This window comes from Falsiroseomonas sp. HW251 (genome assembly GCF_050563545.1).
Lineage (GTDB): Bacteria > Pseudomonadota > Alphaproteobacteria > Acetobacterales > Acetobacteraceae > Falsiroseomonas.
Genome location: NZ_JBNXUM010000001.1, coordinates 346,594 through 368,609 on the forward strand (window position 1 = coordinate 346,594; position 22,016 = coordinate 368,609).

A 22,016-nucleotide genomic window follows, 5' to 3' on the forward strand; every position below is an offset into this window, starting at 1 on the left:
CAGCCGCCGGGGCCAGGTCACGCAGCCGCCCGTCACGGCGGCAGGCCGAGCCTCGACAGCCCGTCGGCGACGACCAGGCCCTGCGCCGGCATGCCCGTCGGCAGGGCCGCGACGACTTGCCTGACCGTGATCATGGGGCAGTCTTCGCGAAGCGCCCGCAGGCCGAGCCGCGCCGCCGCGCCTTCGCCCAGCATGAGGTAGCACGGCGCCAGGATCCGGTTGACCCAGGCCATGCGCGGATTGAGCGCCAGCGCCCGGCGCAGCGCGACCGCCGCCTCGGCATACTGCCCCTGCCTGAAATGGGCGCAGCCGATGCCGGCCGTGCAGTTGGCGAGCGGCAGCCCCGGCGGCTTCAGGCCGATGGCGCGGGCGAAAGCGCCGATCGGCGCCGCGGGCGCCTCGCAGAAGCATTCCATCCAACCCAGCCTTTCCCATGCCCAGGAGGCGTGCGGGCCAATGGCCAGTGCGCGCGCCATCAGCGCCGGGGCCTGCTCGCTGTCGTATTGCGCAAAGGCGACACCGCTGGCGGCGACGAAGGCGGCGCTGCTGCCGGGATCGAGCATCATGGCCCGGCCCGCCAATGTCCTCGCCAAGGACAGCTCCGCTACGCGGTCGGTCGCGCGGTGGTAGGAGACGCGCTGCGCATGGCACCAGGCCGCCAGCGCCGGCGCCTCGGCGTCGCCCGGGTCCATCTCCATGGCCTCCCGCAGCCAGCGCAGCGCCTGCTCCGCGCTGTCGGGATCGGCCGCCAGCACGAAGGGCGTCGCGCGCAGCACGAGGTCGCGCGCTTCCAGATGCGGCGGCGCCTTCCGCCGCGCCAGCGCGATCTCCGATCCCTCGATGCGCGCGCCGACGGCGTCCAGCGCGGCACCGACCGCGCGGTCCTGCAGGTCGAGCGGATCGATCGCCTCCCCGTCGAAGGCGTCGCCCCAGAGATGCGTGCCGTCGCCGCGGTCGAGCAGCCGCAGCACCAGCCGCAGCCGCCCCGCGACACGCACGACCAGGCCGTCGAGGCCGTAGCGCGCGCCGTCGCGCCCGCGCTCCCCGGGCCGCGCGAGGGACACGGCGAGCCCCGTCCCCCGGCTCAGCGCGGCGACGAGGTGCTGGGCGAGCGACTCCGCAAGCGCGCGATCCTCCGCCCGCGCGCCCGCCGGAAGGCCGGGCGGCGAGACCACCAGCGTCGGCGCATGGCGCGCGACGGTGGGCGCCGCCATGCGGGCCGCCGCTTCGGCGCGGCCGCGCGCGAGCGTCGCCGAGGGCGGCTCCCCGAAGCGCTGCCGATACGCCGCGGCGAAGCGGCCGTGATGGTCGAAGCCATGGGCCAGCGCGACGTCCGTGACGGTCGCGCCGGCCGCCGGCCGCGCCAGCGCTTCCCTCGCCGCAGCCAGGCGAAGCTGCCGGAGATAGACGAGCGGCGCGACGCCGAGGAAGCCGAGGAAGTGCCGCTGCAGCGTGCGCCCCGGCACGCCGGCGGCCCTTGCGAGCTCGGCCGCAGTGACGGCGCCGGCGAGGTTGGCGCGCATATGGGCGACCGCCCGCGCGACGCCGTGCGGCACCGCCCCGATGCCGCTTGCCTTCGCACCGTCCCGCCGGTCGCGGGCGTTGTCGTGCGGGGCCATGGCTTCGCCTCCAGGCCGCGGCGGCGCGCGCCGCCGCGCCGGGCAGCATAGCCAGGGCCGGGACGCGGAGCGCGGGAATTATCGGCGGATTCCGGATGACGCCGGCGGAACGGGGATGTCGGGGCCGCCGTGACGCGGCGCATCGTCGCGCCCGGGCCGTCCGGGGCCGTCCGGCGGCATCGCGGGAGGATGATGTCCATGCTGCGCCGAAGCCTGCTGGCGGCGACGGGCGCCCTGGCGGCGCCACGCGTGCGGGCGGCGTCCCCGGAGGACGCGGTGGACGTCGCCCTGGTGCTCGCGATCGACGTCTCCGGCAGCCTGAGCGACGAGCGGCTGGCGATGCAGCGCCTCGGCCATGCGCGCGCCGTCACCAGCCCCGCCTTCCTCGCCGCGCTGGGCGCCAACGCGCGCGGGCAGGTCGGGCTTGCCGCCATCGAATGGTCGAACCGCGATCGCCAGGACCTGCTCGTTCCCTGGACCGTGGTCGAGGACGAGGCCAGCGCCTGGCGCGTCGCCGGCCGGCTGCTGCGCGCGCCGTCCCCGGTGCCGGGCTTCACCTCCATCAGCGGTGCGATCGATTTCGCGGCGCGGCTGCTGGCGAGGATGCCGTGGGAGGCCGCGCGACGCGTGGTGGACATCTCCGGCAACGGGCGGAACAACGACGGGCGGTCCGCCGCCGCGGCGCGCGACGAGGCGGCCGCGGCCGGGATCACCGTGAACGGCCTGCCGATCCTGGACGCGGAGGCCGGCCTCGACGCCTACTACGCCGAGGAGGTGATCGGCGGCCCGGATGCGTTCCTGGTCGTCGCACACGACCTCGGGAGCTTCGCCGAGGCGATCCGGCGCAAGCTCGTCCGCGAGATCGCCGCCGCGCCGGGCCGCCAGGCGCGCGGGGAGGACGCGGCCGATCCGGCCTGATACCTGCCTCATGACGTCCTGACCTGCGCTGCGCAGGAAGCGCCCGCCCTCAGAGGCGCTTCCACACCCTGACGGGGCCGTGGCCGTCCTGCACCGTGGCGATGAGCTCGTAGTCCGCCAGCGCGGCCTCGATCGCCGCGCGCGCCTCGGGGCGCGCGTCGCGCCAGCGGTCGTCGGCGGTGACGATCACGCGCGGCGGGATCGCGAGCACGCGATCGAGCTCCTGCGCGATGCCCTCGCCCGCCAGCCCCATCTCCGTGCCGATGAGGTGGGTCGGGAAGGCGTAGCGCGTCGGCGGCGCCCGGCCGGCCAGCGCATAGGCGATGGGATGCCAGTTCGCGACATACATCACCTCGCCCGGCGCCAGCGCCTCGCGCGCGATCCGCGCGACCTCGCGCACGGGGTCGGGCCCGCGCAGCCCGAGCCCGTGCTGGATGCGCGGCGCCATCATCAGGGCGAAGGGCAGCGCGACAGCGAGGACGAGGAGCGGGCGCGACAGGCGCCGCGGCAGGGCCCGCAGCCCGAAGGCAGCGAGCAGCGACAGCGGCGGCAGCAGGATCAGGAAGTAGTGGTCGAAATACTTGCCGGGCGCCGCGACCGCGACCGCGGCGGCGGCCAGCCAGGGAAGCAGCAGCCGGCTTCTGCGCCCCGTCAGCCCGATGCAGGCCAGCACCGCCGGCCCGATCAGGTCCGGCCAGACCGGAGCCACGCCGCGCCAGACGCCGATCCGGGTCTCCTCGATCCCGGCATAGGCGATCAGCGCGAGCAGGTTGCCCTGCAGCCAGAGGTCGAAATGCCCGGAGATCCAGTAGCCCGCCGCCATCGCGCCGGTCGGCAGCCCCGCGCAGAGCGCATAGACGCAGGCCATCGTCGCGATGCGCGCGACACCCGTGCCGCCGCGCCAGGCGCACCAGGCCATGGTCAGCCACAACGCCGAGCATTCGAACACCGTGACCTGCTTCACCCACACCGCGATCCCCGCCGCCAGCCCCGCCAGCGCGACGCGCCGCAGCGACGGCGTGGCGCCGAGCAGCAGCACCGCCACGAGCACGACAAGGGGCGCGAAGAGGATCTCGGTATTGGTCGCGAGCCCGTTCAGCCGGAGCGAGCCCGCGATATAGAGCAGCCCCGCCGCGCGCCCCGTCCAGGCAGAGGCGCCCAGACGCAGTGCCAGCATCGCGAGCCCCGTCGCCGTCGCCGCGACGGCGAGGATCCCCGCGACGCGCAGCGCCAGCACGGGGTCGGGGATGAGCGCGCGCGGGATGACCAGCAGGGCCGGCGCGCCCGGCGGATGCATGTCCCACACCGCGACATAGGGCCAGCCGCCGCGGAGCCAGGCCTCGGCCTGGAGGAGATAGAGCCCCTCATCGGGGTCGAGCACCGCCGATCCCATCACGGGCGCGCGCAGCACCGCCGCGGCGAGCAGCATCAGCAGCGCGGTCATGGCGCGCCGCGGCGGCCTGCCGCGCTCGATCAGGGTGAACGACACGGCATGGAACGCAACGCCTGCGTGTCGGTTCGCGCCCGGCATCCCCTCGGGCTTGACGCTCGCGCGTGCGCGCCGGAGCGTGAGCGGATGACAGACCCGGTCACGCTCGCCGTACTGGAGAACCGTTTCCGCGCCATCGTGGAAGAGATGGGCGAAGCGTTGTTGCGCACGGCGACGTCGCAGATCCTGAATTCGTCGCGCGACTTCTCGATCGCGCTGTGCGACGGGCAGGCGCGGCTGGTCGCGCAGGCCGATCACATCCCGGTGCATGTCGGCGCGATGCCCTTCGCCGCGGCCGCGGTGCTGGATGCCTTCGGCGACGCCATGCAGCCGGGCGACTGCTATCTTCTGAACGATCCCTGGCATGGCGGGAGCCACCTGCCGGACCTGACGATCGTCCTGCCCGTCTTCGGCGAGGGTTCGCTGCGCTTCCTCGCGGTGGTGCGCGCGCACCAGTCCGACATCGGCGGCGCGACGCATGGCGCCTACAACCCCGCGGCCTTCGAGATCTGGCAGGAGGGCATCCGCATCCCGCCGATCCGCCTCGGCGAGGGCGACGCGCTGCGCGAGGACCTCGTCGCGATGCTGGCGCTGAACACGCGCATCGCGCGCGACTTCCGGGGCGACCTCATGGCGATGTGGGGCGCGGCGCGGCTCGGCGCCAGGCGCGTCGAGGCGCTGGTCGCGGAGCACGGCGCGGCGAAGCTGGCGGCGGCGGCGGACGCGATCCTGGACCTCTCGGAAGCGCATGCGCGGCGCATCATCGCGGGTTGGGGGGATGGCGAATACCGCGGCGAGGCGGTGCTGGACGACGACGGCCATGGCGCGACCGACATCCCGATCCGCGCGCGCGTCATCAAGCGAGGCGGCGACATCACCGTGGACCTGTCGGGCTCCGCGCCGCAGGTGCGCGGCTTCGTCAATTCGTCGTGGCCGAACACGGTGAGTGCCGCGCGCATGGCGCTCGCCTATCTGCTCGACCCCGAGGTCGCGAAGAACGACGGGGCCTTCCGGCCGCTGACGGTCATCGCGCCGGAGGGCAGCATCGTCCGCCCGCGGGAAGGCGCCGCGGTGACGCTCTGCACCAGCCACTGCTCCAACGAGATCGTCGAGGCGGTGGTGAAGGCGCTCGCGCCCGCCTGCCCCGATCGCGCGATGGGCGGCTGGGGGAGGCGCTTCCGCGTCGCCATCCAGGGCCGCGATCCCCGCCGCGCGCGGGGCTTCGTCTGGCACCTGTTTCACGCCCGGCCCGGCGGTGGCGGGCATGCGAAGGGTGATGGCTGGTCCACCGCCGGCGAGTGGCATTCCGCCGGCGGGCTCAAGTTCGGCAGCGTCGAGATGGCCGAGGCGCGCTTCCCCCTCTTCTTCCGCCGCCACGAATTCCGCCCGGGTTCGGCGGGCGAGGGCACGCATCGCGGCGGGTTGGGAGCGGAGCTCGAACTGGTGATCGAGACCGACGGCCCCGCCCGCGCCAACACCGCCGGCGATGGCGTGCGGCATGGCGCGGCGGGGATGCTCGGCGGCAAGGACGGCGCGCCGCACCACTACACGCTGCGGCATGCCGACGGGACGGAGCGCGACCTGAAGACGAAGGAGACCGGCGTGGAGCTGGTGCCGGGCGACGTGCTGGTCGTCCGCTCCGGCGGCGGCGGCGGCTGGGGGCCGCCGGAGAAACGCGACCCCTCGGCGATCGCGGAAGACCGGAAGGAGGGGCTGCTGCGATGATGGGCCCCTATCGCATCGGCGTGGATGTCGGCGGCACCTTCACCGACGTCGTCTGCATCGGCGCCGACGGCGCGACGATCCTCGCCAAGGCCGCGACCACGCCGCAGGACCAGTCGCAGGGCGTGCTCGACGGCCTGGCCGCGCTCGCCGCCGAGCTCCATGTCACGCTGCGCGAGCTGCTCGAGGTCACGGAGCGCCTGGTCCACGGCACCACCGTCGCCACCAACGCCCTTCTCGAGCGCCGCACCGCCCGCGTCGCCCTGCTCACCACCGACGGCCATCGCGACGTCATCGAGATGCGCGAGGGGCTGAAGCCCGAGCGCTACGACCTCCGCCTCTCCCCGCCGCCGACGCTCGTCCCCCGCCGCCTGAGACTGCCGCTGCGCGAGCGCCTGCGCGCCGACGGCACCGTCGAGACCGCGCTGGACGAAGCCTCGCTGAACGCCGCCATCGCGACGCTGAAGCGGGAAGGCGTGGACGCCGTCGCCATCGCCCTCCTCCACGCCTGGCGCGATCCCCGCCACGAGCGCCAGGCCGGCGCCGCCGTACAGGCCGCCCTCCCCAACGCCTACGTCACCCTCTCCTCAGACGTCCTCCCGCAGATCAAGGAGTTCGAGCGCTTCTCCACCACGGTCGTCAACGCCGCCGTCGGGCCGATCGTCGGCCGCTATCTCGGCCGCCTGCAGCAGCGCCTGGACGAGGCCGGCTTCCACGGCCCGCTCTTCGTCATCCTCAGCCATGGCGGCGTCGCGCCGGTCGAGGAAGCGCAGCGCCTGGCCGCCGGCACCGCGCTCTCCGGCCCCGCCGGCGGCGTCGCGGCGGCGCTGGCGCTGGCCCGCACGGGCCTCGGGCAGGACCTCGTCACCTTCGACGTCGGCGGCACCTCCACCGATGTCGCGCTCGTCGCGGGCGGCGAGGCCGCGCTCGGCCGCGGCCGCAGCGTGGGCGGGGAGCGCATCGCGCTCGAATCCCTCGACATCGTCACGCTCGGCGCCGGCGGCGGGTCCATCGCGCATCTCGACGGCGCGGGGATCTTGCGCGTCGGCCCCCGCAGCGCCGGCGCGGTCCCCGGCCCCGCCTGCTACGGCGCCGGCGGCACCGAGCCCACCACGACCGACGCCAACCTGGTGCTCGGCTATCTCGATGGCACGAGGTTCCTCGGCGGCAAGCGCCGCCTGTACCGCGACGCCGCCGAGGCCGCGGTCGCGCGCCTGGCTTCGCGTGTCGGGCTCGACACGCTCGCCTGCGCCGCGGGCATCCACCAGCTTGCGAACGTCGCGATGGCCGAGGGCATCCGCGTCGCGACCGTCCGCCGCGGCGTCGATCCCCGCGGCTTCACGCTGTTGGCCTTCGGCGGCGCGGCCGGATTGCATGCGAGCGCGGTGGCGCGCGACCTCGGCATGACGCGGGTCGCGGTGCCGATGCTGGCGGCGGGGCTGTCGGCCTGGGGCATGCTGCAGACCGACCTGCGCTACGAGGTCTCCCGCAGCCTGGCGGACGCCGTCGGCCTGCCCGAGGAGGCCGCCCTGCGCGACCTCTTCGCGCGGCTGGAAACCGAGGCCCGCGCGCGGATCGCGGCCTGGATGCCGGGCGAGCCTGCGATCCGCCGGAGTGCCGACATGCGCTATGGCGAGCAGGTCTTCGAGGTCGGCGTGCCGCTGGACGGCGTCGCCTGGGACGCGCCCGGCCTGCCTGCGCGCGTGGCCGAGGCCTTCCACCAGCGCCACGAGGCGCTGTTCACCTATGCGCTGCGCGGCGAAGAGGTGGTGCTGGTCACCGCCCGCGTCGCCGCGGTCGGGAAACTGCCCGCGCGGGAGGCGCCGGTGCTGGGGGCGAAGGAGCCGGCGAAGCCGGTCGGAATCCGCCGCGCCCTGGTCGGCGGCGCGCTGCGCGACCTGCCGGTGTGGGGATTTGGGGAGTTGGCCCCGGACCAGCGCGTCCCGGGCCCGGCGATCGTGGAGAGCGACACGACGACGGTGCTGCTGCTGGAGGGTGACGAGGCGCGGCTGGATGGCCGGGGGTGGTTGGAGGTGGGGGTGGGGTGACGCGCAATCTGCCAGGCAGCAATCGCCCTGTGTAAGGCTGTTGCGATCAGCCGCGATGATTGCTCCCATGCAGGACGAACGTCAGATTTTCGGTTGCCGCAAGCCAGGAACGCGGACAATCTTGAATTGATTTGGAGGCCCAGCGTGTCAGGCATGACGAGTCCCGTCGGCGATTTCGACCCCGCATCGTCCATACTGTTTCTGGGTTCTGGCTTCAGCATGAGCGCGACCAACATTGCCGGGAACCATCCCCCCAATGGCGCACAACTTCGCAAACACTTTCTCGATGAACTCAAACTTCCACCCGAATCAACTTACGATCTTCAAGTCCTCTCTGAAGAATATGCAGAGAAGGATTCCAAGAAGCTGCGCGGCCATTTGTATAGCATATTTCGGACAAATGCGCTGCATGAATCACAAAAAACGGTACTTCGTGAGCCTTGGCGAAGAATATACACAACCAATTACGACGACATTGTAGAAGTATATCGCATTTCGAAGAAAGAGCCGCCTCACTCATACGACGTATCTGACAAACTTCCACCAAAACTTCCAAATGGGGCCGTGATTCATCTGCACGGCAGCATCCGACTTGTGACCGAAGAGAACGTCCGATCAAGTCTTATACTTAGCGAAACATCATATATCAATCAGTATATGGTGAAATCGCCGTGGTACGACCAGTTTCAAAGAGATTTGGCATATGCTAGCGCGCTCTATATCATAGGCTATAGCCTATCAGACTATCATATCGCCGCATTACTGATGAAGGATCCAGGTCTAGCAAAAAGAACTTACTTCATTCAGGGGACAACTCCTGATTCTATCTTTGTTCGACGCACAGCTGACTATGGAACCGCGCTCTTCATCGGCACGGAGGGATTTTCTGATTACATCCGATCCGCTCCGAGACCCGCGTCGCCTCCCGACTTGTATTCGCTGAAATCGTTCCGCTCACTTGATCCTACTCGAGACCGGCGCGCAATTGCGCAACCAACAGCCAGCGAAATCTACGATCTTCTTGTTTATGGCGACTTTGACGCTGGTAGATTGGCACGATCTCAACCAAGTGAGGATTACGCGATTGCTCGGTCGGTAGTCGTCCAAACCGCCGCCGACTCATTGGAGCGCAAAGCATCCCTCGTGATTGATGGGCGTCTCGGAAACGGCAAGACTGTTTTTCTTCACCTACTTGCGTTTGAACTATCTAAGCGCGGCTGGAAGTGCTTTTTGTTTAGGCCTGGACATCCGGACGTTTCGAAGGAAATTGCCGTACTTTCCGGTGTAGGTAAAATCGTGATATTTGTCGAAAACTATCCATCTGCACAGGACGCGCTCGGCGGCCTTCGGTCTGCCTTGCCGGACATGAAGCTCGTTGTCGAAGTTCGAACGGGAACCTTTGAGGTCCGATTTCACGAACTTGCACAGGTGCTCCCGCAACCATTTGACCGCGTGAGTCTGAACGCCCTTTCGACCCCAGAGATGTCTGCCTTCAGCCAACTGTGCAAGCGTGCCGGACTACCGATCCCACAAAACGCCACGACAAAACACGCTGAATTACGGGACCTCCTACTTGACCTTTTTGAAAATAAATCGATCAAATCTCGGATTCGCACCGCACTTGCGCCTCTTTTTGATAGCCATCGAAATAGACGAACTCTTTCTATAATGATGCTAATTGCGGCCCATCAGGGCACAGTCGGGTCCGGATTTATTCGATCCGTGATTGGCGCTGATCCATTTGTCGCTTTGAAGCCGCTAGAGGATCTTGCAAAGGAAATATTTTCTGTATCTTCTGAGCAATTCAGAGTCCGATCAGCAGTATTTTCTTCGTTTGTTCTGCAATCCTTTCTAGAGTCCGAGGAAATTGCCGCCGCAATTGTGGATATTATTTTAGCATCCTCGGATCGAAAGTCGGAGCGCGTCTACCGTGTTCTGATGTCAAATATGATGGCATATAGTAGCTTGCGCCAGATCCTGCGGGACAAGGGCGACTATCAGTCTATAATTATTGATATATATGAAAAGATTCGCCACGATCAGCGTGTTAATGATGAGCCTTTGTTTTGGCTTCAGTATGCTATTGCTATGGCAGAAGTACCCAGACTGGATGCGGCCGAAGATTATATTGAAACGGCATATGTAAAGGCTGCAGCACTGGTAGCCTTTCAGACTTTCCAGATAGACACACAAGCGTTTAGAATTTCACTCCTGCGAGCGACAGCCGAACAGAGTGGTAGATCGATATCCAATATCGACAAAATTATTTCCGGATTTGAACGCATCAACAGCATGCTTGTTGAAAGCAGCAACCGATCCTATGCTGTTCGCGTTCTTGATCACATACCTCCATTCATTTCCGCTCGCCGTTTTGATCTTTCCTCTAGCGAGCGGACAGCGACACAATATTGGCTGTATAAGATCATCAATTCTCTTGAGGATTTGCCGGCCGAATTTAAGGCGGTGGTTGGTTCTGACGTTATGCGGCAACGCGTCCAAGCCGCCGTATCTTCACTTGTGTAACCGCAGGAGCGCGGCGGCTCATGCGAGATCGGGAAATCCAACACCCGCAGTCCGGCGCCGCGGATGACGAAGGCGCAGGGTCGCGGGTCAAGCCTTTTCGGCGTTACTTCCGCTTCGCCTTGTTCCCCAAATTCGCCGCCACCGCCGCCCGCACCAGCGCCACGAACGCCCCCTCCTCCACCATCTCCCCCTCCCGAATGTCGATCGCCCGCCTGGTCCCGCCCTCCAGGCTCGCGTTGAACAGTCCCGCCGGGTCGGGCAGCGACGCGCCCTTCGCGAAGGTCAGCTTCACCACCGCCTTGTAGGTCTCGCCGGTGCAGAGGATCCCGGCATGCTCCCACACCGGCACGCCGCGCCACTTCCAGGTCTCCTCCACCTCCGGGTCGGCCGCGTGGATCAGCGCCCGCATCCGGGCCAGCGTCGCGCCGCGCCAATCGCCGAGCTCCGCGATCCGCCCGTCGATCAGGCGCGACGCGTCCTGCCCTTCCGTCATCCCCCGCGCTCCGTCCGCTCCACCATGCGCCGCGCCACCTCGCCCTCGATGATCTCGAAGCGCCCGGTCTCGGGCTCGTGGGAATACATGTCTCCCGTCCCGACCGAGAACCACCACCCCGTCAGGCGCAGCCGCCCTGCCGCCACGGCCTCGCGCACGATGCCATAGGTCATGAGGTGCCCGATCTGCGCCAGCACGTTGTGCTGCGACAGCTGGTCATCGGGCGGCAGCGCGGTGTCCAGCGGCCCGTCGCATTCCAGCCGCGTCCGCGCCGGCCCGGCATGGCCCAGCCAGCGCGCCAGGTTCGGCGTGTCGCCGCGCATCCGCGCCGCCAGCGCCGCGCGCATCGCCCCGCAGGCGGAATGCCCGCAGACCACGATGTTGCGCACGCGCAGCACCAGCACCGCGTATTCGATGGCGCTCGCCTCCGACAGGTCGCCGGTGGACATCCCCGCCGCATCGGCCGGCGGCACCAGGTTGCCGACGTTGCGCATGGTGAAGAGGTCGCCGGGATCGGTGGACACCAGCAAATCCGGCACCACGCGGCTGTCGGCGCAGGTGATCATCAGCGTGTCCGGCGCCTGGCCGGCGGCCAGCGCGCGGAAGCGCTCGGCATGCAGCGGCAGCTGCGTCGCGCGGAACTCGGCAATGCCCTCGATCAGCCTGCGCAAGCCTGCCCCAATTGGATTCCCGTCGGCGATGCTATCCCGCGCGCGGCGGGGCGCGCTACGGCGCCGGCGGCCGAGCGCTACGGCGCCGGCGGCCGAGCGCCTTACGGCGCCGGCGGGATGGTCACGCCGCCGGCGAAGCCGTTCAGCGTCCACTGGTAGACCCGGGGATCGAGGCCGATCGAGCCGAACCTCGGCTGCGACAGGTCCACCGTCAGCGCGATCGTCGCCGTCCACATCGCGATCAGCATCGCCGAGGCGAAGGGCAGCCACCGCGCCCGAAGCGAGATCTGGTAGCCCAGCGCCGAGATGGACACGACCGACATCGCGAGCAGCAGCAGCAGGATCTCCTCCGGCATCGGGTCGGCGAAGGCCCAGCGCTGGGTCGTGCTGGAATCGAAGGCGTCGTTGACCGATGCCTGCAGCGCCGCCGCCACCGGGTCCGACCTCTCCCGCACGATCGCCGCGACATGGCCCCAGATCAGCCCCTGCGCGGCATTGGTGCGGTCCGCGATGTCGGTCAGCCCCGCCTGCCTCGGCCCGGCCTGGACGTAGTCCAGGCGCAGCCTGAGGTAGTTCTCGAAGCCGCGGGCGATGGCCTCGCCGCGGGGATGCCCGATGGCCTTCGCGCGCAGCCAGGCCGTGCCGATCGCATTCGATTCCGCCAGCGCCGCGGCGCGCCGCGCGTCGAAGCGCCCCTGCGCCATGTTGAGCGTCAGCGCGAGGGAGAAGGCGAGCAGCCCCAGCATGCCCGTCACCACGGGGCTGACATTGTCGGCCTCCGAAGCGGAGGCGCGCGGTCCCCGCCGGGCGCCCAGCGCGACGCCGACGTAATAGCCGGCCATGAGCACGGCGAAGACCACCACCGCGAAGGCGGTGATGCCGAGGTTCGTGGCGGCGAACAGGTTCTGGATCATGGGCGGGCTCCGCGGCGCATTGGAGCGCATCCGGCGGCGCCTCGCCATGCGCCGCCCAGCGGAATCCGGCATCGGAATCCCGCGTCGTCCCAGGCGTCGCGGAAAGGCTGGCGATTAGGAATTTTTGCCGTTATGGTGACGGGATGAGCGACGCCCTCCCGGCCTTCCCCCTGCTGCCGACCGCCCCGCGCCACTGGTGGCCGATGTCCGACGCGCAATGGGCGGAGCTCTCCCGCATCCTCCGCCGCGCCGGCCGCGGGCGGCCGCCGCGCAATGCGCGCCTCACCTGGGACGGCATCTTCTGGGTCGCCTGCTCCCGCGGGCCCTGGCGCGAGATGCCCGCGGCCTTCGGCCGGCCCGACACCGCCCATCGCACGCTGCGGCGCGCCGCCAAGGCGAAGCTGCTGCACCGCATGCTGCTGCATGCGAGCCGGCATCCCGGCTTCCGGGACAGCCCGCTGCGCCAGATCGCCTGGTATGTCGTCCGCGCCTTCCGCCGCGCCTTCCGCGTCGCCCCCGCGGCGATCGAGTTCGCCCGCCGCCTCGGCCTGGAAAGCGCCCTGCCGGCGCCGGCCTGGGCGCTGCCGCGGCCGCTTTTGTCCGAAGCCGTCGCTTTCATCGCGCGGAAGGCGGCGCCGCTGGCGGGGCGGCTGCCGCTGGCCTTCCTGCGCGCGCTGCAGACCCTCTTCAGCCATTCCGGCGGCCTGCCAAGGCTCTGGCGGACGACAGGCTGACGCGGCGGTGCCGCGGCTACAGCGGCGCGCAGGCCGCTGCCAGCCAGGCCCGCGCCGGCCCATCCAGCGCCGGCCCGACCTCCGCCAGCACCCGCGCGTGATACGCGTCCACCTGCGCGCGCTCCGCCGGCGTCAGCAGCGCCACCTCGATCAGCGCGCGGTCATAGGGTGCGAGGGTCAGCACCTCAAATTCCAGGAAGGGCCTGGTTTGCCCCGGCTGCATCGCCGCTTGCTGCACCAGCAGCAGGTTCTCGATCCGGATCCCGTAGGCGCCGGGCTCGTAGAAGCCGGGCTCGTCCGACAGGATCATGCCGGGCTTCAGCGCCACCGGCTTCGCGGCGCGGCTGATCCCCGCAGGCCCCTCGTGCACGGACAGGAAGCTGCCGATCCCGTGCCCCGTGCCGTGGTCGTAGTCGAGCCCCGCCAGCCACAGCGGCCGCCGCGCGATGGCATCGAGGTGCGGGCCGGCCACGCCTTCGGGGAAGCGCGTCGCGGCCAGCGCCAGGTGGCCCTGCAGGACGCGGGTGTAGCGCTCCCGGATCTCGCGCGGCGCCTCGCCGGGACCGGTCCAGAGCGTGCGCGTGACGTCGGTGGTGCCGTCGCGGTACTGCGCGCCGGAATCCAGCAGGAAGACCTCGTCGGGGTTGATGGCGCGGTCGGTCGCCGCGGTCGCGCGGTAATGCACGATGGCGCCGTGCTCGCCGGCGCCGGCAATCGCGGGAAAACTCTCGGCGACGAAGTGCTGGCCGGCCCCGCGCAGCGCCAGCAGCCTGGCCGCGGCGCCCATCTCGGTCAGGCCGTCACGGGGGACGGCGGCGAACCAGGACAGGAAGCGGGCGAGCGCGACCGCGTCGCGCGCATGGGCGGCGCGCGCGCCCTGCTGCTCCACCGCGTTCTTGCAGGCGCGCGGCATCCGGCAGGGGTCCTCGCCCGGGACGACCGTCGCGCCGGCCTCGCGCAGGCGGCGCGCGAACCAGGCCGGCGTGACATCGGGGTCGAGCCGCACCTTGCGGCCCTTCAGCGCGTCCAGCGCCTCGGCCAGTTCGGCCGGCGCGCGCAGCGTCACGGCATTGCCGAGATGCGCCCGCAGCGCCGCGTCCGCCCGCGCGGGGTCGAGGAACAGCTCGACCGCGCCATCCGCCCCCAGCACCGCCTGCGCCAGGGCGAGCGGCGTGTGGAAGAGGTCGCCGCCGCGGATGTTCAGCAGCCAGGCCACGGAATGCGGGTCGGCCAGCACGGCCGCGTCCTCGCCGGCCTTGCGGAGCCCGGCGGCCGCGGCCTCGCGCTTCGCCGCGCTGTCCACGCCGGCGAAGGACAGGGGATGCCCAACGGCCGGGCCGGCGGGCGCGGCGGGCCGGTCGGTCCAGACCGCGTCCACGGGATTGGCGTCGAGCGGGACGAGCTCCGCGCCCGACCCCGCCAGGCGCTCGATCGCGGCCTCGGTGTGCAGCCAGGGGTCGTAGCCGATGCGCGTGCCCGGGGGCTCGGCGCGGAGGAGGTCGGAGGGCGGCTGGTCGGTGACGTGGCGCAGCGTCCAGAGCGCGGGATCGGCCTCGCGCCCGGCCTGGGTGGTGTAGCGGCCGTCCACGAAGAGATAGGCGCGGTCCCGCAGCACCAGCGCGAGCCCGGCCGATCCCGTGAAGCCCGTCAGCCAGGCCAGCCGCTCGGCGGACGGCGGCACGTATTCCCCGAGGAAGGCGTCGGCGCGGGGGACCAGCACCCCGGCCAGGCCGAGGCGGGCGGTATGGGCGCGCAGCGCGGCGATCCGGTCGGCGGGGGTCGGGGCGTTGGTCAAGCGAGCCTCAACAATCCAACATGTGTCCATATCAAGACATGCGTTTTGCGCATGCCTCAGGCGTTGTTGCGGCGCAGCAAAAGGGCGGCCGCCGGTCCTATCTACGGGCCTGTCGCGCGACCGCTGCCTCGGGCCATGGGGACCCGGACAAGCCGCGCGGAACCGCAGGACTGCACCATGAACCCCCGTGACACCCAGGAACAGATCGGGCTGTTCCCCGTCTCGAACACCCCTGGCTCGGCCGGGATCGACGCCATGCTGGCCGAGGCCTACCAGGCCCGCGATGCCGCGATCGTCTCCGGGCTGCGCCGCGCCTTCTCGGCGCTGTGGCAGGTCGTGACGACCTGGCCCTCGCGCCGTGCCGCCTATGAGCAGCTGCGCGGGCTGACCGACCGCGAGCTCGCCGATATCGGCCTGACGCGCGGCGACATCGCGAAGGTCTTCGACCCCGGCTTCAAGGCGCCCGCGCGCGCCGCGAACCTCAACCTGGCGAGCCGCGCCCCCCGCGCCGCCTAAGGTCCACTCCGCGAGGGTTCCCGCCCCCCCACTTCGGGCCCTCGCGGACGCACGGGGCCGGCGCCTCCCTCCCCCGGGCAGCCGGCCCCGTTCTTATCGGCGGCGCAGCACCAGCGTCGTCCAGGGCCCGACGGGCAGGGCGCGCTCCAGCACCAGCCCCTGCCGGCGATGCGCGGCGAGGACCATGCGGGCCTGGCTGCCGAGCAGGCCGGCGAGGATCGCCGTCCCCCCCGGGGCGAGGCCCGTCGCCAGGTGCCTCGCCATTGCACAAAGCGGCCGCGCGAGGATGTTCGCGAAGACCAGGTCGTAGGGCCGGCCCGCCCTCACATGCCGCTCCCCCCACCCGTCGGCGAGCCGCGCGCGAACCAGCGACCCCACGCCGTTCATGCGCGCATTCTGCCCCGCGACGCGCACGCTCCAGGGTTCGATGTCGGTGGCGAGCACGCGGCGATGCCTTCGCTTCGCCGCCGCCATCGCGAGGATCCCCGACCCCGTGCCGAGATCGAGCACGCGCCGCATCGGCCGCCGGTCCTTTGCCGCGCGCGCGAAGGCGACCAGGCAGCCGCGTGTGGACGCGTGCTCGCCCGAGCCGAAGGCGATGCCGGCATCGAGCACCAGCACCGTGCGCCCATAGATGCGGCGCGGCGGGATATGCGTCGGGCGGATCAGGAAGTCGCCGCCGATCTCCTGCTCGCCGAAGGAGGCGATAGTGCGGGCAAGCCAGCCCTCGGCCTCGACGGGCGCGGCCTGTAGCGCGCCGTCGTGGCCGGTGACGGCGGAGGCGAGCGCGAGCGCGCCGGCCAGTTCCTCCTCGCCGCTGCCCTGCGCCCGCACGCCCTCGACGCGCCAGGTGTCGCTGGCCTCGTCGAGGAAGAGCGCGACGGTGCGGCAGACCGTCTGCAGCGCGGCCTCGAAGGCGGGCACGGCCTCCTCGGGTAGCGCGTCGATCCAGATGGTCTCGAGCGGATCGGCGCGGCGGTCGCGCCTGCCGGTGGAGTAGACGTCCCGTGTCATTCAGGCCTGGTCCGCGGGCTTCACGAAGCGGTCGAGGACGCGCTTCGTGTCGGACTTGTCGAAGGCGATCTCGAGGCGGTCGTCATCCACCGCGGTCACCGTGCCGTAGCCGAACTTATCGTGGAACACGCGGTCGCCGCGCTGGAAGCTGGCGACCTGCGCAGGCCGTTCCTTCACCTCCCACGATCCTGCCTCGATCACGCGAGGGCGTCGCGCGAAGAGGCCGCCGCCGGCGCCGAACACCGACGGCACGTCGCGCTGCATGCGCATGGCGCTCGCGCCCTCGCGCGTCACCATGTCCTCGGGCAGCTCGTCCAGGAAACGCGACGGGATCGCGGAGGACCAGTTGCCGTAGATCCGGCGGTTCGCGGCGTGGCTGATCACCGCGCGCTTCCGCGCCCGCGTGATGCCGACGTAAGCGAGGCGCCGCTCCTCCTCCAGCGCCTTCTCGCCACCCTCATCCAGGCTGCGCTGCGACGGGAACAGCCCTTCCTCCCAGCCCGGCAGGAAGACCGTGTCGAACTCGAGGCCCTTCGCCGCGTGCAGCGTCATCACCTGCACGCGCTCGCCCTCGGCGTTCTCGTCATTCTCCATCACCAGCGCGACGTGATCCAGGAACCCCGCGAGCGACTGGAACTCCCCCATCGCGCGCAGCAGTTCCTTCAGGTTCTCGAGCCTGCCCTGCGCCTCCGGGTCCTTCTTCACCGTGGCGGCTTCCTGCCACATCGCGGTGTAGCCGCTCTCCTCCAGCATCGTCGCGGCCGCGACGACATGGCCTTCTTTCTCGTTCACGCCGCGCCAGCGCGCGAAGCCCTGCATGAGTTCGCGGATCGCGTTGCGCGGCTTCGGCTTCAGCGCGTCGCCTTCCACGATGCGCTCGGCGGCGGCCGCGAGCGGGATGCGTTCCACCCGCGCGAGGTCATGGAGCAGCCGCAGCCCGCTCTCGCCCAGGCCCCGCTTCGGCGTGTTGACGATGCGCTCGAAGGCGAGGTCGTCGGCGGGCTGGTTGAGGATGCGGAGATACGCCATCGCGTCGCGGATCTCCGCGCGCTCGTAGAACTTCAGCCCGCCCACAACGCGATAGGGCAGGCCGAGCACGATGAGACGTTCCTCGAAGCTGCGGGTCTGGAAGCCCGCGCGCACCAGGATCGCGCATTCGCTCAGGCTCTCGCCGGATCGCCGCGCCGTCTCGATGCGGTCGCCGACCATGCGCGCCTCCTCCTCGCTGTCCCAGAGCGAGACGACGCGCACCTTCTCGCCGTCGGCGTCGTTGCGCCCGGGCCGCAGCGTCTTGCCGAGGCGCCCCGTGTTGCGCGCGATCAGTCCCGACGCCGCGCCGAGGATGGGGCGCGTCGATCGGTAATTGGCTTCCAGCCGCACGATCTTCGCGCCGCGAAAATCCTTCTCAAAGCGCAGGATGTTCTCGATCTCGGCGCCGCGCCAGGAATAGATGGACTGATCGTCGTCGCCGACGCAGCAGATGTTCTGAGGCTGCGGGTCGGGGCGCTGCGCCAGCAGGCGCAGCCAGAGATACTGCACGAGGTTCGTGTCCTGGTACTCGTCGACCAGGATGTAGCGGAAGGTCCGGTGGTAGTCGGCCAGCACCTCGGCGTGGCCGCGCAGGATCTCCGTCACGTGCAGCAGCAGGTCGCCGAAATCCGCGGCGTTGAGGTCGCGCAGGCGCTGCTGGTAGCCCTCGTACAGCGCCTTGGCGCGGCCCGCGGCGTAGTCCGTGTCCTCGGCCGGCGTGACGCGCGCGGGCGTCAGGCCGCGGTCCTTCCAGCGCTGGATCTGCGCCATCAGCCCCTGCGGCGGCCAGCGCTTGGTGTCGACGCCCGCGACCTCCATCACCTGCTTCAACAGGCGAAGCTGGTCGTCGGTGTCGAGGATGGTGAAGGACGGATTGAGCCCGACCAGGGCCGCGTGGCGGCGCAGCATGCGCGCACACAGCGCGTGGAAGGTGCCGAGCCAGAGCCCCTCCACCGGGCGGCCGAGGATCGCCCCGATCCTCTCGCGCATCTCGCGCGCGGCCTTGTTGGTGAAGGTGACGGCGAGCACTTCCCAAGGCCGCGCCTTGCCGCTCATCAATATGTGGGCGAAGCGCGTCGTCAGCACGCGCGTCTTGCCGGTGCCGGCGCCGGCCAGCACCAGGAGCGGGCCGTCGATGGTCTCGACGGCCTCGCGCTGCTCGGGGTTCAGCTTCGCCAGATACTCGCTCACTGGCACGTCCCCACGGAACCGGCCGCACAGATGCGCTGCCCGTCGGTCCAGCGCGCGCCGTCGAGCGTCGCGCCGGACAGATCGGCGCCCGCCAGCATCGCGCCCGTCAGGTCGGCGCCCGAGAGATCCGCGCGGAACAGCCGCGCGCGGCGGAGGTCGGTGCGCACCAGCTTCGCACCCCGCAGCTCCGCCCGCGTCAGGTCGGCCTCGCGCAGCGTGGCGTCGGTCAGGTTGGCCTCGGACAGGTCGGCGGAGACGAAGCGCACATCGATCGCCTCGGCGCCGACCAACATCGCGCCATGCAGCCTGGCGCGCTGGAAGGACGCGTCGCGCAGCGTCGCGCGCGAGAGGTCAGCGCCCGAGAGGTCGCGCCCATCCAGCAGGCAGCGCCGCCAGACCACATCAGGGCCTGGCGGGTCGGTGCAGGACGCCATGGCCGGCGATGCGGCCAGCATCGCCAGCACGGCGGGAATCCAGAGGGATCGACGGGGCACGGCGCCGGATATAGAACAGCCTGCGAACGTCTCCAACCGCCGCACACGCCTTGGCCTTCATCGGAACCGCACTCGAATGGATGGCCCGGCGCGGCGGGCTGTTGCTTGCCGGCTGCATCTTCGTGGGCCTGGCCGTCCCCCCGCTGGCCTCGCTGCTGCGGGAGACGCTGACGATCACCGTCGCGGGGCTGATGACGCTGGTGATGCTGCGCATCGACCTCGTGCAGGTCGTCTCCTATCTCCGCCGGCCGCTCCTGGTCGCGGCGTTGCTGGCCTGGCTGCTGCTGGCCTGCCCGCTGATCGCCTTCGCCGTCGCGCGCGCCACGGGGCTCGACGGGCCGCTCGGCGCTGCGCTGGTGATCATGGCGACGGGCTGCGCCGCAACCTCCTCGCCGGCCTTCGCGCGGCTGGTGGGGCTGGATGCCTCGATCTCCCTGGTCGCGGCGGTGCTGTCCACACTGCTCGTGCCCTTCACGGCGCCGCCGCTGGCGCTCGGGCTGCTCGGCGTCGATCTCTCGATCTCGATCGCCGCGCTGATGGGACGGCTGGCGCTGATCGTGCTGCTGCCGCTGGCGGTCGCGCTGGCGATCCGCCGCATGGTCGCGCCGGCGCGGCTGGCGGCCTGGTCTGGGCGGGTGGACGGAACGATCGTGCTGCTGCTCGTGATCTACGGCATCGGCGTGATGGACGGGATGCAGGCCAGGCTGCTGTCGGACCCGGCCTGGGTCGCGGGCGGGCTGGCGCTCGCATTCGCGGGCAATCTCGGGCTCAACCTGCTGACCGCCGCGGCGATGTGGCGCACGGGGCGGCGCATCGCGCTCGCGGCAGGGCTGCTCAGCGGCAACCGGAACATGGCGCTCTACCTTGCGGTGCTGCCGGCCGCGACCGAGCCGCGGATCCTGCTGTTCTTCGCGCTCTGCCAGTTCCCGCTCTTCCTCAGCCCCTTCCTGCTGCGCCCGGTCTACGACCGCTTGCGGCACGGCTGACATCGCGGGATATCGATAGCGCAATCGCTGGTCGTTGCACCGCGCCCCACGCTAGCCTGTTGCGAGAGGAAGAGGCACGCCATGGCCAGGAAGCACAAGAAGCACGACGACGGGAAGCCGAAGAAGGCACGGGAGCCGTCGCCGCCGCCCGCAAAGGACAGCCCCTTCCGCGCCGACGGCAAGCTCTCCCGCAAGGCCTATGAGGCCGCGCTGTTCGACCTGCATGTCGAGCTCGTGAAGCTGCAGGAATGGGCGAAGGCGACGGGCGCCAAGGTCTGCATCGTGTTCGAGGGCCGCGACGGCGCCGGCAAGGGCGGAACCATCAAGGCGATCACCGAACGCGTCAGCCCCCGCGTCTTCCGCGTCGTCGCGCTGCCGGCGCCGACGGAACGGCAGAAATCCCAGATGTACATCCAGCGCTACATCGAGCACCTGCCCGCCGGCGGCGAGATCGTCATCTTCGACCGTTCCTGGTACAACCGGGCGGGCGTCGAGCGCGTCATGGGATACGCCACGGACCAGCAGGTCGAGCGCTTCCTCCAGACGGTCCCGGCGGTGGAGAAGGCCATCATCGAATCCGGCGTCATCCTGCTGAAGTACTGGCTCGAGGTCGGCATGGAGGAGCAGACGAAGCGCCTGACGGAGCGCATCGAGGACGGCCGGAAGACCTGGAAGCTCTCGCCGATGGACCTGAAGAGCTACAGCCGCTGGCACGACTATTCGCGCGCGCGGGACGCGATGTTCCAGGCGACGGACAGTTCCTGGGCGCCCTGGTACGTCGTGCATTCCGACGACAAGCGGCGCGCGCGGCTGAACATCATCCGCCACCTCCTGCGCCACATCCCCTACGAGGCGCCGAAGCGGGACAAGGTGAAGCTGCCGAAGCGCGGCGACCCCGGCGGCTATGTCGAGCCCGACTATCCCTGGAAGGTCGTGACGGATACGGTCGGGCCGGGCTGAGGGCCCGCGGACGACGCCGGCCAGGACCCGCCATGCCATCGGACGGCATGCCGGCCGCGGCGCCGGTCCCGTCCCGGACTTCGCGACGGTGGCGGCCAACACGCAGCGCTTCGGCCGATGGTCTACAAGGAGCCTTCGCCAGCGTCCTGCCACGCCACCACTTCGCGCTGATCACCAACTCCGCCGCGCCCGCACAGCACCGCAACGCCGCGATCCGGCTCGGGCAGTTCCGCCCGCCCGACCTCCGCGCCGCGCCCTTCGGCTGGCCGGTGGACCCCGTCTTCGCCTTCGGCAATGCCCGGTGGCGGAAGTCGGTCGTGCTCCGGGACCGCGACCATGTCGCGCGCCTGGTGGCGCCGACGGCGGGAAACTGACGGCGCACTTTCCCTGTTCACCTCCCCTGTTCACGCGGCGGCGCGGCGGGCGTTAAGCTGGCGCCCTCACGGCAAGAGAAGCCCATGTCCTGGCCCGTTTCCCGCCCTGGCGAACCCGCCGATCACGACCGTCCCTGGCACTGGGTGAGCCGGGTGGAGGATGGCGGGTCGCACCCGCTGCCGCTGGGCTGGAACCCGCATCTGCGCCACTGGGTGCTGTGGGACGGCGCGACGATCGCGCCCGAAGAAGCGGCGCGCCGCTTCGCCTATCTCGGCCCCTGCATGACGCCGGCCGAGACCGAGGCGAAGCTCGCCGAGGCGGTCGCCGCAGCCACGCCCGCCGCCCCCCCGCCGGAGGCGGAGCCGCGGGGCCTGGCGGCTCTCGCCGCCTCCGCCCTGCCAGAGCCGCCGCCCGAGATGGTCTACAAGAAGAAGGCGATGGTGATGCACCTGATGATCTTCGCGGGGACGCTGTTCGGCACGCTCTTCATCGCCGAGAAGTTCATCCTGAGATAGACCCAGGGCG

At 70.5% G+C, this 22,016-nt stretch carries 19 protein-coding genes; 10 read left to right on the forward strand and 9 right to left on the reverse strand.

Annotated elements, in window-relative coordinates; translation table 11 throughout:
• Nucleotides 1-32 precede the first annotated feature (32 nt).
• The gene (locus tag ACLF3M_RS01695) at nucleotides 33-1,619 is read right to left on the reverse strand and encodes a helix-turn-helix domain-containing protein (RefSeq protein ID WP_430655106.1); all 1,587 of its coding nucleotides are present in this window, start codon (nucleotides 1,617-1,619) and stop codon (nucleotides 33-35) included.
• Between the two features lie 198 nt (nucleotides 1,620-1,817).
• Here ACLF3M_RS01695 and ACLF3M_RS01700 point away from each other — a divergent pair, with 198 nt between their 5' ends.
• Nucleotides 1,818-2,537 carry a DUF1194 domain-containing protein gene (locus ACLF3M_RS01700; RefSeq protein WP_430655107.1) on the forward strand — a complete coding sequence of 240 codons (720 nt, stop codon included), beginning with the start codon at nucleotides 1,818-1,820 and terminating at the stop codon, nucleotides 2,535-2,537.
• A 49-nt stretch (nucleotides 2,538-2,586) separates the two neighbouring features.
• Here ACLF3M_RS01700 and ACLF3M_RS01705 read toward each other — a convergent pair whose 3' ends face one another.
• Entirely contained in the window at nucleotides 2,587-4,026 is a 1,440-nt protein-coding gene (locus ACLF3M_RS01705) for a hypothetical protein (protein WP_430655108.1), read from the reverse strand.
• A gap of 87 nt (nucleotides 4,027-4,113) precedes the next feature.
• Between ACLF3M_RS01705 and ACLF3M_RS01710 the strand changes: the two genes are divergently transcribed.
• From ACLF3M_RS01710 to ACLF3M_RS01720, 3 genes are all read left to right on the forward strand, one after another.
• Nucleotides 4,114-5,751, forward strand: coding sequence for a hydantoinase B/oxoprolinase family protein (locus ACLF3M_RS01710; RefSeq protein WP_430655109.1), 1,638 nt, complete (start codon nucleotides 4,114-4,116; stop codon nucleotides 5,749-5,751).
• Nucleotides 5,748-7,796 (forward strand): hydantoinase/oxoprolinase family protein, encoded by a 2,049-nt coding sequence (locus ACLF3M_RS01715; protein WP_430655110.1) that lies wholly within the window; start codon nucleotides 5,748-5,750, stop codon nucleotides 7,794-7,796. Before ACLF3M_RS01710 ends, ACLF3M_RS01715 begins: the two co-directional genes overlap by 4 nt.
• A 153-nt stretch (nucleotides 7,797-7,949) precedes the next feature.
• Nucleotides 7,950-10,319, forward strand: a complete 2,370-nt coding sequence (locus ACLF3M_RS01720) for an SIR2 family protein (protein WP_430655111.1) — start codon at nucleotides 7,950-7,952, stop codon at nucleotides 10,317-10,319.
• 103 nt (nucleotides 10,320-10,422) lie between these two features.
• Here ACLF3M_RS01720 and ACLF3M_RS01725 read toward each other — a convergent pair whose 3' ends face one another.
• The 3 genes from ACLF3M_RS01725 to ACLF3M_RS01735 form a co-directional block, all read right to left on the reverse strand.
• The gene (locus tag ACLF3M_RS01725) at nucleotides 10,423-10,812 is read right to left on the reverse strand and encodes a DUF1801 domain-containing protein (protein ID WP_430655112.1); all 390 of its coding nucleotides are present in this window, start codon (nucleotides 10,810-10,812) and stop codon (nucleotides 10,423-10,425) included.
• Entirely contained in the window at nucleotides 10,809-11,483 is a 675-nt protein-coding gene (locus ACLF3M_RS01730) for a carbonic anhydrase (RefSeq protein ID WP_430655113.1), read from the reverse strand. Before ACLF3M_RS01730 ends, ACLF3M_RS01725 begins: the two co-directional genes overlap by 4 nt.
• 101 nt (nucleotides 11,484-11,584) lie before the next feature.
• The gene (locus ACLF3M_RS01735; protein WP_430655114.1) at nucleotides 11,585-12,397 is read right to left on the reverse strand and encodes a hypothetical protein; all 813 of its coding nucleotides are present in this window, start codon (nucleotides 12,395-12,397) and stop codon (nucleotides 11,585-11,587) included.
• A gap of 143 nt (nucleotides 12,398-12,540) precedes the next feature.
• Between ACLF3M_RS01735 and ACLF3M_RS01740 the strand changes: the two genes are divergently transcribed.
• On the forward strand, nucleotides 12,541-13,131 hold the full coding sequence (locus ACLF3M_RS01740; RefSeq protein ID WP_430655115.1) for a transposase: 591 nt from the start codon (nucleotides 12,541-12,543) through the stop codon (nucleotides 13,129-13,131).
• A 16-nt stretch (nucleotides 13,132-13,147) separates the two neighbouring features.
• Here the strand turns inward: ACLF3M_RS01740 and ACLF3M_RS01745 are convergent, their stop codons facing one another.
• The gene (locus tag ACLF3M_RS01745; RefSeq protein ID WP_430655116.1) at nucleotides 13,148-14,956 is read right to left on the reverse strand and encodes an aminopeptidase P family protein; all 1,809 of its coding nucleotides are present in this window, start codon (nucleotides 14,954-14,956) and stop codon (nucleotides 13,148-13,150) included.
• 147 nt (nucleotides 14,957-15,103) lie between these two features.
• On the opposite strand from ACLF3M_RS01745, the gene ACLF3M_RS01750 reads away from it, so the two are divergent.
• Complete coding sequence (locus tag ACLF3M_RS01750) at nucleotides 15,104-15,442, forward strand: DUF1127 domain-containing protein (RefSeq protein ID WP_430655117.1); 339 nt, start codon at nucleotides 15,104-15,106, stop codon at nucleotides 15,440-15,442.
• 93 nt (nucleotides 15,443-15,535) lie between these two features.
• On the opposite strand, the gene ACLF3M_RS01755 is transcribed toward ACLF3M_RS01750, so the two are convergent.
• From ACLF3M_RS01755 to ACLF3M_RS01765, 3 genes are read right to left on the reverse strand one after another with little or no spacing between them, the layout of a single operon-like run.
• Nucleotides 15,536-16,456 (reverse strand): 50S ribosomal protein L11 methyltransferase, encoded by a 921-nt coding sequence (locus tag ACLF3M_RS01755; RefSeq protein WP_430655118.1) that lies wholly within the window; start codon nucleotides 16,454-16,456, stop codon nucleotides 15,536-15,538.
• Complete coding sequence (locus ACLF3M_RS01760) at nucleotides 16,457-18,676, reverse strand: ATP-dependent helicase (protein WP_430655119.1); 2,220 nt, start codon at nucleotides 18,674-18,676, stop codon at nucleotides 16,457-16,459.
• Nucleotides 18,673-19,170: a pentapeptide repeat-containing protein gene (locus ACLF3M_RS01765; RefSeq protein WP_430655120.1), complete on the reverse strand. Its 498-nt coding sequence runs from the start codon at nucleotides 19,168-19,170 to the stop codon at nucleotides 18,673-18,675. The genes ACLF3M_RS01760 and ACLF3M_RS01765 overlap by 4 nt, the downstream gene beginning before the upstream one ends.
• Nucleotides 19,171-19,250: 80 nt before the next feature.
• Here ACLF3M_RS01765 and ACLF3M_RS01770 point away from each other — a divergent pair, with 80 nt between their 5' ends.
• The 4 genes from ACLF3M_RS01770 to ACLF3M_RS01785 all read left to right on the forward strand — a co-directional run bounded on the left by ACLF3M_RS01770 (nucleotide 19,251) and on the right by ACLF3M_RS01785 (nucleotide 22,006).
• Nucleotides 19,251-20,156 carry a hypothetical protein gene (locus ACLF3M_RS01770; protein ID WP_430655121.1) on the forward strand — a complete coding sequence of 302 codons (906 nt, stop codon included), beginning with the start codon at nucleotides 19,251-19,253 and terminating at the stop codon, nucleotides 20,154-20,156.
• Between the two features lie 81 nt (nucleotides 20,157-20,237).
• On the forward strand, nucleotides 20,238-21,116 hold the full coding sequence (ppk2, locus tag ACLF3M_RS01775; protein ID WP_430655122.1) for a polyphosphate kinase 2: 879 nt from the start codon (nucleotides 20,238-20,240) through the stop codon (nucleotides 21,114-21,116).
• Between the two features lie 32 nt (nucleotides 21,117-21,148).
• The gene (locus ACLF3M_RS01780; protein WP_430655123.1) at nucleotides 21,149-21,490 is read left to right on the forward strand and encodes a hypothetical protein; all 342 of its coding nucleotides are present in this window, start codon (nucleotides 21,149-21,151) and stop codon (nucleotides 21,488-21,490) included.
• An 84-nt stretch (nucleotides 21,491-21,574) separates the two neighbouring features.
• Complete coding sequence (locus ACLF3M_RS01785) at nucleotides 21,575-22,006, forward strand: hypothetical protein (RefSeq protein WP_430655124.1); 432 nt, start codon at nucleotides 21,575-21,577, stop codon at nucleotides 22,004-22,006.
• Nucleotides 22,007-22,016 lie beyond the last annotated feature (10 nt).